14 protein-coding genes are annotated in these 13,484 nt (G+C 64.6%); 2 read left to right on the top strand and 12 right to left on the bottom strand.

The annotated features are described in order from the left end of the window. Positions 1–9: 9 nt before the first annotated feature. Both VSR72_RS00715 and VSR72_RS00710 read right to left on the bottom strand, forming a co-directional pair. Positions 10–651 (bottom strand): glutamine cyclotransferase, encoded by a 642-nt coding sequence (locus tag VSR72_RS00715; RefSeq protein WP_342950494.1) that lies wholly within the window; start codon positions 649–651, stop codon positions 10–12. 35 nt (positions 652–686) lie between these two features. After that, positions 687–1,907 carry a helix-turn-helix domain-containing protein gene (locus VSR72_RS00710; RefSeq protein WP_342950493.1) on the bottom strand — a complete coding sequence of 407 codons (1,221 nt, stop codon included), beginning with the start codon at positions 1,905–1,907 and terminating at the stop codon, positions 687–689. Between the two features lie 149 nt (positions 1,908–2,056). Between VSR72_RS00710 and VSR72_RS00705 the strand changes: the two genes are divergently transcribed. Next, entirely contained in the window at positions 2,057–2,821 is a 765-nt protein-coding gene (locus tag VSR72_RS00705; RefSeq protein ID WP_342950492.1) for a DUF899 domain-containing protein, read from the top strand. 8 nt (positions 2,822–2,829) lie between these two features. Continuing rightward, entirely contained in the window at positions 2,830–3,639 is an 810-nt protein-coding gene (locus tag VSR72_RS00700; protein WP_342950491.1) for a DUF2182 domain-containing protein, read from the top strand. 233 nt (positions 3,640–3,872) lie between these two features. Here the strand turns inward: VSR72_RS00700 and VSR72_RS00695 are convergent, their stop codons facing one another. The 10 genes from VSR72_RS00695 to VSR72_RS00650 form a co-directional block, all read right to left on the bottom strand. Next, entirely contained in the window at positions 3,873–4,241 is a 369-nt protein-coding gene (locus VSR72_RS00695; protein ID WP_342950490.1) for a BON domain-containing protein, read from the bottom strand. Positions 4,242–4,271: 30 nt separating this feature from the next. Then, a complete protein-coding gene (locus VSR72_RS00690; RefSeq protein WP_342950489.1) occupies positions 4,272–5,462 on the bottom strand; it encodes a porin in 1,191 nt (396 codons plus the stop codon). Between the two features lie 108 nt (positions 5,463–5,570). Next, a complete protein-coding gene (locus VSR72_RS00685; protein WP_342950488.1) occupies positions 5,571–7,202 on the bottom strand; it encodes a 3-(methylthio)propionyl-CoA ligase in 1,632 nt (543 codons plus the stop codon). 59 nt (positions 7,203–7,261) lie between these two features. Further along, positions 7,262–7,594 (bottom strand): Rieske 2Fe-2S domain-containing protein, encoded by a 333-nt coding sequence (locus VSR72_RS00680; protein WP_342950487.1) that lies wholly within the window; start codon positions 7,592–7,594, stop codon positions 7,262–7,264. Positions 7,595–7,625: 31 nt separating this feature from the next. After that, on the bottom strand, positions 7,626–8,336 hold the full coding sequence (locus tag VSR72_RS00675; protein ID WP_342950486.1) for a DsbA family oxidoreductase: 711 nt from the start codon (positions 8,334–8,336) through the stop codon (positions 7,626–7,628). Beyond that, positions 8,323–8,883 carry an alpha/beta hydrolase gene (locus tag VSR72_RS00670; protein ID WP_342950485.1) on the bottom strand — a complete coding sequence of 187 codons (561 nt, stop codon included), beginning with the start codon at positions 8,881–8,883 and terminating at the stop codon, positions 8,323–8,325. Before VSR72_RS00670 ends, VSR72_RS00675 begins: the two co-directional genes overlap by 14 nt. 22 nt (positions 8,884–8,905) lie before the next feature. Then, on the bottom strand, positions 8,906–9,754 hold the full coding sequence (locus tag VSR72_RS00665; protein ID WP_342950484.1) for a TauD/TfdA family dioxygenase: 849 nt from the start codon (positions 9,752–9,754) through the stop codon (positions 8,906–8,908). Between the two features lie 10 nt (positions 9,755–9,764). Continuing rightward, positions 9,765–10,745 carry a quinone oxidoreductase gene (locus VSR72_RS00660; protein WP_342950483.1) on the bottom strand — a complete coding sequence of 327 codons (981 nt, stop codon included), beginning with the start codon at positions 10,743–10,745 and terminating at the stop codon, positions 9,765–9,767. Positions 10,746–10,805: 60 nt separating this feature from the next. Further along, entirely contained in the window at positions 10,806–12,140 is a 1,335-nt protein-coding gene (locus VSR72_RS00655; RefSeq protein WP_342950482.1) for an MFS transporter, read from the bottom strand. Positions 12,141–12,273: 133 nt separating this feature from the next. Beyond that, positions 12,274–13,329, bottom strand: coding sequence for a 3-keto-5-aminohexanoate cleavage protein (locus VSR72_RS00650; RefSeq protein ID WP_342950481.1), 1,056 nt, complete (start codon positions 13,327–13,329; stop codon positions 12,274–12,276). Positions 13,330–13,484: the final 155 nt, after the last annotated feature.

Genomic DNA, 13,484 nt, shown 5'->3' with positions numbered 1-13,484 from the left:
CCTGCGCGCCTAGCCTTCGCGTTTCGGTCGCCGCACCGCGCGAATCTTCCCGGTGTTGCCGCCGCCGCAGAAGAACTGCTCGCCGCCATCGGACTCCAGCCCAGAAACGGCGGTTCCGGGCGGCATATCGAGCTGTTCCAGCACTTCGCCCGTACCCGGATCGATGCGCCGCAAATCGCTCTCATCGCCTTCCCAGGTGCCGTGCCACAGCTCGCCGTCCACCCACGTCACGCCGGTGACGAAGCGGCTCGATTCGAGCGTGCGCAAGATCGCGCCCGTCTGCGGATCGACCTGATGGATCTTGCGCTCGCGATACACCCCGACCCAGAGCGTGCCGTCCGCCCACGCAAGGCCCGAGTCGCTGCCACCACCGGGCGCGGGAATCGTGGCGAGCACGCGGCCCGTTTCGGGGTCGATCTTGTGGATGCGGTCCTCGGCGATCTGAAACAGATGCCTGCCGTCGAAGGCCGTGCCCGCGTGCGCCGCGATGTCGATCGAGCGCTGCGTCTGGCCGCTCACAGGATCGAGCGACGCAATGCGCTCGCCCACGGCGAACCACACGTGCTTGCCATCGTACGAGACCCCGCCCACCTTCTCGATGCCGGGAAAAGGGCCGTACTCGCGGACGACTTCGGCGGTCGATCGTTTCATGACTTCCTCCTTGAATGAAGGGACAGGCGTTCATCCTAATCGCCCGGCAGCGGCGCGGGGAGTAACAAGGTCGTCGCGAATCCGGGAACGGGCGGCGTGGTCCAGCGGCGCGCGCGGCCGTAGCCGAACGACTGCACCTTGTCCGCCGCCGCAAGCGAATCGAGCGCGCGCTGCACGGTGCGCTGGCTCGCGCCAAGCGCAAGCGCCAGCGCCGAACTCGACCACGATTCGCCGTCGGCGAGAAAAGCCAGCACGGCTGCGTGCTTCTCTTCCACCGGACGCGCCAGCACCACCACTTCGCTCGCGTGGCGCGGCGCGAGTGCGAAGCCCTGCTGGGTCGCACCGATATCGGCTACGTCGCGCATCAGCGTACGCAGGCGGCCAATTTCCACGCGCAGGCGCGCGCGGTGCGTTTCGTCGGCGTGCTTCGTGCGAAAGGCGCGCTCGATGAGCGCGTCGCGCGCAACGTCGGCGGGCCACGCCTCGGCGAGCGCGCGGGCGAGCACGAACAGCACGGGCCGTCGCGCAAGCTCGATGACCGTCGCCCCCTCGCGCGCGACGTAGCGGCACGCGTCCACGACGAGCGCCTTCGAGGCGAGCAGCGCCTCGACATCCTCCAGCAGCAGCACCCGCTCTTCGCCCCGCGCGATGAGGCGCGCAGCCGGCGAGGTCAACAACCGCGCAGCGCTCTCGATCTCGGCGCTCAGCGCCGCGATGCCGGCCTCGCGCGCGGCGCGTGCGGCCTCGGAGAGCGCCCGGCGTGCCGCCTGCGATTGAATGCGCCGCATGGCAATGCCAGCAGCGATCAGTTCGTGCGCTGCACGCAACGCGGGCGGGAGCGGCGCCGGGTTGACTTCCGCGAGCATGGCCCCAGCCTCGTCGAGCCGGCCGATGAGCAGCAAACGGCGAATTTCCAGGTAGCGCGCATGCGCGGCGTTGAGGCGGTCGCCATGAGATTCGAGCGTTTGCCGCGCTGCAGCGAGCGTATCGGTCGGCCAGCCGAGATCGCGCGATGCAAGCGCGATTTCGGCCTCGGCGACAACGCAGCGCGCGCGGGCCACGGCCTCGCGCGAACCGAAGCCGCGCGCGGCGCTGCGCAGCAGCGCTTTCGCGCGCGCGAAGTCGCCAAGCTGCGCCATGGCGATGCCGCGCAGCGCGAGCGCGGGCGCGTCGTCACGCAACGCGACCCGGTTCAGCGCGCCGAGCGGGTCACCGGCCGCGAGCGCGCGCGCCGCCGACGTGATCAGCGAATCCATGGTCATGCGAATCCCGCCACACTTGTCACTCCCCCTCCTCCTGGGTCCGGACCTAATCTAACACGGCGATCAAATGCATCATCGATCGAACGCCGCGGCGGCACCCACAGCACGCCGCCACCCTTGTGAATCCATAGGAGGACCAGGCAATGGCAACCCATACCACAGGAACGCGCGAAGACTGGCTTGCAGCACGCATCGAACTGCTCGCAGCCGAGAAGGAACACACACGGCGCGGTGACGCACTGGCGCAGCAACGCCAGGCGTTGCCGTGGGTACGCGTCGATAAAACGTATCGCTTCGAAACCGAAGATGGCAGCACCACGCTCGTCGATCTTTTCAAGGGGCGCTCGCAACTGCTCGTTTATCACTTCATGTTCGGGCCGGATTACGCGGCGGGCTGCCCGTCGTGTTCCTCGATTGCGGACGGTTTCGACGGCATCGCCGTCCATCTCGCGAATCACGATGTGCGGCTCATGGCTGTCTCGCGCGCGCCGCTCGCGAAACTGCTGGCCTACCGCAAGCGCATGGGATGGCATTTCCCGTGGGCCTCGTCGAGCGGCAACGACTTCAACTTCGATTTCAACGTGTCGTTCACCACGGCGCAGCAGCGCGCGGGCGACATCGAATACAACTACGCGCGCAGCGGCCACGCCATGGACATGAACCCGCCGCCCGCGCCCGTTGCCGAGTTCGCAGCAAGCTGCGGCACCGACGCCGCGACCTATACGCGCGACCGTCCTGGCCTCAGCGCATTCGTGCTGGAGGACGGCGTGGTCTATCACACGTACTCGACCTATGCGCGCGGCCTGGATGGCGTGTGGGGCATGTACCAGTGGCTCGACCGCGCGCCGAAGGGACGCAACGAGGCCGGCATCTGGTGGCACCGGCACGACGAGTACGCGGAAAGCTGAGGCGCATCATGGATAACGTCGGCATAACGGTGGGGCGGCACAGCGGTGCGCCGCGTGCGATCTTCTTCGGCGTTGCGGCGCTCGTGTTTGCGGCGAGCGCGACGGTCACGTTTGTGTGGTGCGCTTCGATGGACGCGATGGGCGGCACGCCCATGTCCGGCGGCTGGACGATGTCCGCGCTCTGGGCACCCATGTGCGGACGCACCTGGCTCGACGCCGCCGTATCGTTTGCCGGCATGTGGAATGTGATGATGGTCGCGATGATGCTGCCTGCGGTCGCGCCGGCTTTGTGGCGGTATTTCGAGGCGGTGGGAGAGCGGCCCGCCGCGCAGGCGGGTGGGATGACGGTGATGGCCGGGTTTGGGTACTTCCTTGTGTGGCTTGCCGTTGGGGCGCTCGTGTTTGCGGCGGGTGCGCAACTTACCGCACTTGCGGTCGCGGCGCCTGCGTTGTCGCATACCGCGCCGGCCGTGGCGGGTGTTGTCGTCGTGATTGCGGGCGTGCTGCAATTCTCGGCGTGGAAAGCGCGGTGGCTTGCGTGCTGCGGGAACGTACCGTCGTGCGGACATGCGCGGCTCGATGTACAGGCGGCGCTGCGTCATGGCTTAAGGCTCGGTCAGCACTGCCTGTGCTGTTGCGGGAATTTGATGGCGGCGCTGCTTGCCGCCGGTGTGATGGATAGGCCCGCGATGGCTTTGGTCGCTGCGGCCATTGCTGCGGAAAGGTGGATGCCGGGTGGCGCGAGAGTCGCGCGCGGGGTGGGTGCTGCGGCGATTGCGGTGGGGGTGGTGATGGTGGTACGGGCGCTGACTGCATAAAAAAATCGCCGTTCCGCACCCGCGAAACGGCGATAAAACGCTCCGACTCTAACGTCGAACTCACGCCTCCAGACTCGCGCCTGCACACGAGTCTGATCGACGCTCCAGACTGTTATTAGCAGTCCGGAGTAACAGCAAGAGGCCGACTGGAGTCAACCTCCGCGCTGCTGGGCAGAGCACGGCCTGACCAGGGAGACCCCGGCCTCACCGCACTCCGCGCCTCTTGTCGCGGCTTACATGCCGCCCAAAGGTTTTTGAACCGTCAGCTTGTTTGTCACCGAGGTCACGCCGGGGACGCCCCTGGCGATCTCGGCGGCTCTGTCGACCTGCGCGGCATCCGTGACCGTGCCATTCAGCGTAATCGCCCCATTCTTGGCAGTAACGCCAATACTGCCGCCGTGAATTTCCTTGTGCTTCGCAATCGCCTTGTATACCGCGCGCCGCAGCTGGGTGTTGCTGGGTGCCGCCGGTGCCGCGGCGCTGGTCGCCGCCGAGGCCGTAGCGCTCGGCGCGCTGGCGTCGGTCTGGGCCGACGCGTTCAGGGACGCCGTGGCGAGCAACGTGACGAGTGCAAAACTGAGGGTTTTGGTAAGTGTATTCATTCCCTACTCCAGTGATTGGCCGGACGCGACTTAGAAGGTATGGCGCAGACCGAAGTTAACAGCCGTGGTATTGCGACCCGGGGCGACAGGCGTGCCGTAGATGAGCTCCTGGTTCATCTGCCCGCGGTTGGACACATAACCGGCTTGAGCATAAACCTGCGTGCGTCTCGTGAGGCTGTAGTCGGCGCCGATGACGTAGGCGGTCGACTGGTTCGCATTGTTCCGGTTGTCCTTCAGGTAGTACACGCCCGATGTGACGTCGAACGCCGGCGAGAAGCGATAGCCAAGACCGCCCGTCCACATGTCGAAATCACCGGAGACAGCAAATGGCTTCGGTGCCCCATTCGTGTTGGCCGGATTGCGACCGTTGGCGAACGAGCCAGAGACCGAGAAACCGTGCCACGTGTATTTCGCGCCGAAATAGACGAAGCGATTGTTGTTCTGGCCGGTTGCCGGAGTGGCAGTCGGCGGGCTCGAGTACGCGTACGGGTTCGCGTCGTGACCGTTGTAATAAACGGCATCGGCGTTCAGGCCAAAGCCCGAGTACTTGAGGATGGCCGACTCGCGTGTACCGCCCTGGATCTGCCCTGCCACGCCACCGGGCGCGTATTCAAGTGCAGTAGAAAGACCGTAAAACGACGGCGAGTTGTAGACGATCGCATTGTCGTCATAGAGCGCGCCAATCTGGGCGTTCGTGTTGTTGCCCGCCCAGCCGGACATCGTGTTCATGGTCAGCCAGGCTGTCAGCGTGCTCCCGAAGTACTGCGCATTGCGCACGTCCGTTTCGGCCATCGCGTAGGCCATCGGCGCAAACTGGCGGCCGAAGTCGATCTTGCCGAACGGGCCCGACACGCCAACCGTGGTGACCTGGTTGAAAACCGCAGTGGCAGTCGCCGAACTGTTCAATCCCGTCTGCCCATTGGAGCTGTTGAACGACCCCTGGAGCTTGAAGTTGGCCGCGTATCCGCCGCCAAGGTCTTCCGAGCCCTTCATACCGAAGATGCTCGAGTAGATGCCGCCGTCCTTGAGCGCAAAAATAGAGCCCGCGTTGCCGTTGAACAGTTTGCCGCCTATGATCTTGGGCGCGAAGGCATGCTGCGCCGACGTGCTCTGATAAAGCAAGCCAGAGTCCACGACTCCGTAAAGCGTGACCGACGATTGTGCGTGCGCTACGCTGGCGAACAGGGCCAACGCCGCCAGGCTGCCGAACTTCAATTTCATTGCCTCTCTCCGTGTGTGTGGCTTCCAGGTGGTCCCGGCGCCTTTTTTTGTTGCCTATGGGTATAACCTGAAGGGTATTGCGTGAATGAAACTCTGTGACCAGGGGAGTTAACCCGCTTGCAAATAGTGGCCGCCGTATTGGTCGCGCAACTGGTTCTTGAGCACCTTGCCCGTTGCGCCAATCGGCACGGCTTCGACGAACAGCACGGCATCGGGCTTCCACCACTTCGCCACGCGGCCGTCGAAGAACATGAGCAGGTCGTCCGCTTCGAGCGCACTGCCCGGCTTCTTCACGATCAGCAGCAGCGGGCGCTCGTCCCACTTCGGGTGGTGCGCCGCGATGCACACTGCTGTCGCGACTTCCGGGTGCAAGCTCGCAACGTTTTCAATGTCGGCGGAGCTGATCCACTCGCCGCCCGACTTGATGACGTCCTTGCTGCGATCCACGATTTGCATGAAGCCATCGGCATCGATCTTCGCCACGTCGCCGGTCGGGAACCAGCCGTCCTGCAGCGGCGAAGCATATTCGCCGCCAAAGTATTCGTTTGCGACCCAGTGGCCGCGCACCTGCAAGTCGCCCGCGGCGTTGCTGCCCCAGGGCAGTTCCTCGCCCGCGGCGTCGACGATCTTCATGTCGATACCGAACACCGAGCGCCCCTGCTTCGCCTGCAGCGCGTAGCGCTCATCGTCGGCCAGTTCGGTCTGGTGCGCCTTGAAACTGCAAACCGTGCCAACCGGGCTCAGTTCCGTCATGCCCCATGCGTGCAGCACGTCCACGTTGTGACGCTTCTGGAACGCCTGGGTCATCGCGGTCGGACACGGCGCGCCGCCGATGATCGTGCGGCGCATGGAGGAGAACGAACCGTCCATCGATTCGACGTGCGAGAGCAAACCTTGCCAGACGGTCGGCACGCCAGCCGACAACGTGACCTGTTCTTCCTCGATCAACTGATACAGCGACTTGCCATCGAGCGCCGGACCCGGAAACACGAGCTTCGCACCGGTCATGCAGGCGATGTACGGCAGGCCCCATGCGTTCACATGGAACATCGGCACCACCGGCAGGATCGCGTCGCGCGCCGAGCAGTTCAGTGCGTCGGGCAGCGCAGCAGCGTAGGTGTGCAGCAGCGTCGAGCGGTGGCTATAGAGCACGCCTTTCGGATTGCCGGTCGTGCCCGACGTATAGCAGAGCGACGAAGCGCTCTTTTCATCGAGCAGCGGCCATTCGAAATCGTCGTTGTGGTTGTCGATCAGGTCCTCATAGCAGAGGAGTCTCGAATCGAGGCTATGGTTGCGCGGCATGTGCGCGCGATCGGTCATGGCGATGAAGAACGTCGGGCTCTTCACGCGCGACGCGACGCTTTCGATCAGCGGCAGGAACGTGAGATCGAAGAAGATCACGCGGTCCTGCGCATGCTCGATGATGTACACGAGCTGATCGGCGTGAAGGCGCGGATTCAGCGTATGCAGCACCGCGCCCGAACCCGATACCGCGAAGTAGAGTTCCATATGGCGGTAGCCATTCCATGCCAGCGTCCCTACGCGCTCGCCCGGCGCGATGACGAGGCTCGACAGCGCATTCGCCATGCGGCGCGCGCGCTGCGCGAGATCCTGATAGCGGTAGCGGTGAATATCGCCCTCCACGCGGCGCGAGACGATTTCGCGCGCGCCGTGATGGCGTTCTGCATGCTTGAGCAGCGAAGCAACCAGGAGCGGTTGCTCCATCATCAGACCTTGCATGGTTTGCTATCCTAAGTAAACTCTATTCGTGTACGGTGTTCGAAAACGTTGCCGCGCGCTTATGCCTGGCTGGAAGCCGGCGTTTCCACGACATTCACCAGCAGCTTCCCGTCTACGGTCCGCACCGGAAAGGTCGTGAGCTTCAGTCCGTCCACACCCGGCATACAGCCGCTGCGCACGTCGAAGCGCAGTCCATGCGCCGGGCAGCGCAGCATGCATCCTTCAAGCGTGCCGCTCGCGAGCGATGCGCCGTTGTGGGGGCACGAATTGTCGACTGCGTGCATCTGTCCGTCGATATTGAACAGCACGATGCTGCGGCCATCGACGAAAACCAGTTTGCGCTGGCCCGGCGCAAGTTCGTCGGCCGTGCCGACCGGTACTTCACGTGTCATTCCCTTTCCCCTCGACTTCCCTCAGCCCGCCTCAGTTCGCGACCGCCAGCGCCATCGCGCCTGCCATCGCTACCGGCGAATACACGCCCGAGAGCGAATAGCCCGTGTTGAACACAAAATACGGCACACCGGTCACCTGCGGGTGGGCGTAGGGCACGCGCTGGCCGGTCGGGTCCGCGATGCGTTCCGATGCATCAATATGCGCCTCGAGGCTCTCTCGCTCGAGTCCGCATTCAAGCCCCAGGCGTTCGAGCACCGCGTAGTCGCCGATGTTCTCGCCTTCCATGAAGTAGGCCTTGAGCACGCGGTCGATCAGCACCGCGCTCTGTTCGCGCGTGCCGCGACTAGCGGCAAACGTGACGAGGTCGTGCGCGGCGGCGGTGTTCGGCATCACGTCGATGCGCTCGAACGCGAACTCGACACCGGCGTCGCGCCCCGCGCGCTGCACCTGCGCACGACGTGCGGCCACCGCTTCGGCGCTGCCGAGACGGTCGCGATAGAACGCCTGATACGGCAGGCCTTCGAGCGGCGTCCACGGCAGCAGCTGATGCGAGCGCCACTGCACACGCACACGCACATCGGGCCGCGAAGTCGCGAAACGCGCGACCGCCGCGTCCAGGTTGCGCTTGCCGATCAGGCACCACGGGCAGATGAAATCGAAGATCGCTTCGATCGTCAGCACGGACGGTTCACCCGCATCGCGGTTCGCCTGCGCCGCCCACTTTTGATCAGACAAGTTCATGAATCAACATCTCGGCCATCGGCCATTCGCCAAAACCCGCTGCGGGATTCAAATGCCCGACTTCACCCAGGTCCACCAGGCTGCTGCCCCAGTCCTCCGCCATCGCCTCCACGCGCTCGAATTGTGCGAGCGGATCGTTGCGGCTAGCACCCACGATGCTCGGGAACGGCAGCGGCTTACGCGGAATCGGCACCCAGCCGTGCTCGACGAGCGTTTCGAACGCCGGATAACCCAGCGGCAGCGGCGTTTCGAGGTCTGCCGGCGCGGCGAGCAGCGCGCCATGAATCTTGCGGCTGTGATGCTGCGCCCAATGCACCGTGATCATCACGCCCGCGCTGTGCGCCACGAGAATGACGGGACCGTCGATCTTCGCGAGCGCAGCGTCGAGCGCGGCTACGCGCGCCGCGCAGCTGAGCTTGTCGTGCTCGAGCGGCGGCACTGAGACTGCGTTGGGCAGTTTCGCCTCCAGCAGCGTTTGCCAGTGCTCCGCCACGTGATCGCGCAACCCCGGGACCATCAAGATGGTCGGTGTGGTTTTTGTCGTCATTTGTTCTGGTCTCCTGCGTGCTTCAGTACGGCTTGTCGCCAATGATGCCGGCGCGTTCCATCTTGCGGTGGCAGGGCGGATAATCCATCACCGCATAGTGCTGTGTGCTGCGGTTGTCCCAGATCGCGATGCTATTGGGCTTCCAGCGCCAGCGTACCTGGTACTCCGGAATATAGGCCTGGCTCACGAGATAGCGCAGCAGGTCCCCAGCGCCCGGATTGGCGTCCTGGCCGAAGCGCACACGATCAGGCGTGTGATAGTTCGTGAAGTGCGTCGTGAACGCGCTCACGAACAGCACCTTCTCACCGGTTTCCGGATGCGTGCGCACCACCGGGTGTTCCGCATCGGGAAACTGCGCCTTCAGCGCATGGCGCTTTTCGATCGGCATGGCCGCGCCAAAGCTCGCCTCGATGCTGTGGCGCGCGTAGAGGCCGTCGATCTGCGCCTTCACGTGCTCCGACAGCTTCTCGTAGGCGAGCACCATGTTCGCCCACATCGTGTCGCCGCCCACGGGCGGGCATTCCACGCAGCGCAGCACCGCGCCGAACTGCGGCGCTTCGCGCCAGGTGGCGTCCGCGTGCCAGGCGTTTTCGTAGCGGTCGTTAGGCTGTTCCGGATTCTTGTAGATGCGCACGAGGCCCGGGTGGTCAGGATCGCTGCCCGCAACCGGGTGGTCTTCCAGCTCGCCGAAGCGGCGCGCAAACTCCACGTGCTCGGTGCGCGTGATGTTCTGGTCGCGCAGGAACAGCACGCGGTGCTTGAGCAGCGCCGCGCGAATTTCGGCGAAGAGCCCGTCGTCATGAACGGCATCGGCAAGATTCACCCCAGTCAGTTCTGCGCCAATGGCATAGGTCAGTTGTTCGACTTTCATGCTGCGCTCCTCAGATGACGAAGACCGACGAGCCTGTCGTCTTGCGCGCTTCGAGGTCGCGATGCGCCTGCACCGCGTCTTCCAGCGCGTAACGCTGGTTCAGTTCGATCTTGATGCGGCCCGCGGCCACGTGGCCGAACAGCTCCGCAGCAAGCTCGTCCTTCTCCGCAGGGTCGGCGATATAGTCGGCCAGCGCCGGGCGCGTGAGATAGAGCGAGCCCTTCATCGCCAGGATCTGCGGATTGAACGGCGGAATCGGACCAGAAGCCGTGCCGACGCAAACCAGCAGGCCGCGGCGCTTGAGCGAGTCGAGCGACGCCTCGAAGGTATCCTTGCCCACGCTGTCGAACACCACGTTCACACCGACGCCGTTCGTCAGTTCGCGTACGCGCTTCGCCACGTCTTCACGGCCGTAGTAAATGATGTGGTCGCAACCATGTGCGCGCGCCACTTCGCCTTTCGCTTCGTTCGACACCGTGCCGATCACGTTCAGACCCAGCAGCTTTGCCCACTGCGAGACGATCAGGCCGACACCGCCCGCCGCTGCGTGCAGCAGGATCGTGTCGCCGGCCTTGAAGTCGTGAATGCGGCGCATGAGGTACGACGAGGTGAGACCACGCATGGTCATGCCAGCCGCCGTTTCGCACGCAATCGCGTCGGGCAGCTTGATGAGCGGCGCCGCCGGAATCAGGCGTTCGGTGCTGTACGCGCCGAGCGTGTTGATGAAGCCGGTGTAGGTCACGCGGTCGCCCACGGCCACGTTGTTCACTTCAGGGCCCACGGCCTCCACCACGCCCGCGGCCTCCACGCCCATGCCAGCAGGCAGCGGCACGGGGTACAGACCGGAGCGGAAGTAGGTATCCGCGAAATTCAGGCCGACTGCCTCATGGCGCAGGCGGACCTGACCGGGGCCGGGGTTGCCCACTTCGACGCTCTCGTAGCGCAAGACTTCGGGACCGCCGGTTTCGTGGAAGCGCACTGCTTTCGCCATGTTCAATCTCCTATCCTTTACTCAAACTCAGTCCGACTCGCTCGGACTACCAATTCAGATTCATCGTTGCGCGTGACCACCGGCTTCTTCGCGCAGTGCGTTCACACGATCCAGATCGGCGGCGTAGTTGCGCTTGCCGATCAGGAAAACCGCAGCCGCCACGAGCGGTGCGAACGGCACGAGCTGCAGCGCGCCAAGCAGGCCGATGTGATCGGCGGCGATGCCCGTGAGCACTGCGGCGGGAGCCAGGCCCAGCAGGTTGTTCGCCAGCGTGAGCGTGGCGAACGCCGAGGCGTGGATCGAGGGCGGCGTGAGGTTCGCCACCATCGCGCCCGAGGGGCCCGCTGCACCTGCGCAGAAGAACATGGCCGCGCCGATCAGCACGAGCTGCGCCGGGCCCGCCGGGATGTGCAAGCCGACCGTGAGCAGCGCGAAGCAGATCAGGCAGTACGCAACGGCGATGGTCCATTTGCGCGCGCCGTTATCCTTGCTGAAGCGGTCTGCGAGGTTGCCGCACACCACCATGCCAACGCCCGTCACGAGCACGAACAGCGCTGCGGTCGCGGCCGCTTTGCCGGTCGCCATGCCGTAGTAGCGGTTCAGGAAGCTCGGCAGCCAGCTCCACACAGCGGCCGGCACGAGCAGATGCACGCCGCTGCCCACATACGCACACACCACCGAACGCGTCGAAAAGAGGCCCTTGAGCAGCGCGCGCAGGCTCAAGCGCATCCCGAGGCCCTTCGCCTCGCGGCTCACGCTTGCCGGCTGCAGCGATGCAATCCGCTTTTCCGTGACGACGATGCGATAGATCACGACCAGCACGATCCCCATGATCGCCATTGCGCCGAATGCCGCGCGCCAGCCATGCTGGGCCGCGACCGCGCCGCCCAGCGCCATGCCCAGCACGGAGCCGAACGCGCCGCCCGCCATGAAGGCGCCGGTGATCGTCGAGCGCAACCGCACCGGAAAAATGCTCAGGACAACTGCAATACCCACGCTGCCATAAGCCGCTTCGCCGATACCCACGAAAGCGCGTGCCAGCAGCATCTCGCCGTAGTTCGTCGAGATCGCGCAGCCGAGCGTGGCGATGCTCCACAGCGCCGCCATCAGGACGATGCTCTTCACGCGGCCCCAGCGGTCGGCGAGGACCGAAAGCGGGAACGTGAGCACGCCCACCATCAGCGCGACCACACTGCTCAGCGAGCCGAGCTGCGTGTCCGAAAGATTCCATGTGGTCTTGAGCAGCGGAAACACCGCATTCAAGACTTGCCGCGACATGTAATCCGAAAGCAGCAATCCGACAGTCAAGGCAAACACCACCCACGCGTAAGCGGGCACGCTTGATTTTTCGGTCTTCGTCAATTCGCCCGCGGCGGGCTCGGCATGCGTGAGCATGGGTTATCTCCGTGGTGTCCCGCTCTCCGGCAGGTTCCGTTGTTCTCTCAGGTCTGCCGGCTGGCAGGAGGCATGCGCCAATTACCCGATTCAAGGCCCGGCGCAAGCACGCATGCGCGCCGGGCCACTTTCATTACGCCGCGCGCAGCGGCAGGTTCTTCACGCCGGTCACGCGGTTCGGCGCCATGCCGTTGGCCGCGAGCGTCTCGTCGATCGTCTCGTACTGCACGCCAATGCGGTAGATCTCGCGCGCTTCCTTGCCCGTGGCAATTTCGCGGCCCAGTTCGCGCGCCACGCGCACGCACTGCTCGATCTGCTGCACCGACGTGAAGCGCTTGCCGTGCTGGTCGATGATCGTGTCTTCAATGCCGCAACGCGGATGCAGACCCATGGACATCGCCATCATGTTGAACGGCAGCACGTTCTTGAGCAGCGACTCCGCGGTGACCGTGCAGCCATCCGGCGCGCGGTGAACGAAGTTGAAGAAGTTGAACGGGTTCGGGCCGTCGAAGCCGCCGCCGATGCCGATCCACGTGAGGTTCAGCGGACCCTTATATGCGCCCTTGCGCACGAGGCGGTCGAGCGTTTCGAGCGCATGGATGCCGGTGAGCTGGAAGTGCGGCTGGATGCCCGAAGCCTGCAGGCGGCGCAGATGCTCTTCCACCCACGCCGGGCCGGCCGGCACCGTCATTTCGCTGTACGCGGCCATGAGCGCCGGGTGCGCCAGCGAGGTGCCCTCCAGGTATTCCGGGTAGAGCAGCTCCATGATGTTCATCTGCGTGGTGTTGATCGCCACGGTCACCTGGTCCGGCTTCGGCTCGAGGTCGGCCAGCATGTGGCGCGTGTCGTCCGAGAGCCACTTGGCGGCCTGGCCGTCGTCTTCCGGCGCGAACGAGATCGAGCCGCCCACCTGGATGATCATGTCCGGCACCGCGGCGCGCACGCCTGCGATCAGCTCGTTGAACTTCGAAAGGCGCTTCGAGCCCTTGCCGTCGAGTTCGCGCACGTGCAGGTGCAGCACCGTTGCGCCCGCGTTGTAGCAGTCCACGGCCTTCTGGATCTGTTCATCCATCGTTACCGGAATGTCTTCCGGGAAGTCTTCAGGCATCCATTCCGGGCCGTACGGCGCGGTGGTGATGACAACCTTGTCCTGGTTCTCGGGGTGCAGCGAATCGTCGAGGAATTGCATCGTGTTCTCCAGTATGGGGGACGGTATTTCAACGTTTGGCAACGTGGCCAGGAGCCTGAAATGCCGCTCGGAACATGTCTGATCCGTTGAGATGCACGATACGGCAAACCTGCGGTACACTTTTCTGATCGCGCGCCATCGTTTTAGCTTTTCGC

The sequence above is a fragment of the Paraburkholderia sp. JHI869 genome (genome assembly GCF_038900775.1).
Classification (GTDB): domain Bacteria; phylum Pseudomonadota; class Gammaproteobacteria; order Burkholderiales; family Burkholderiaceae; genus Paraburkholderia.
This window is presented reverse-complemented; position numbering and strand designations above follow the sequence as displayed.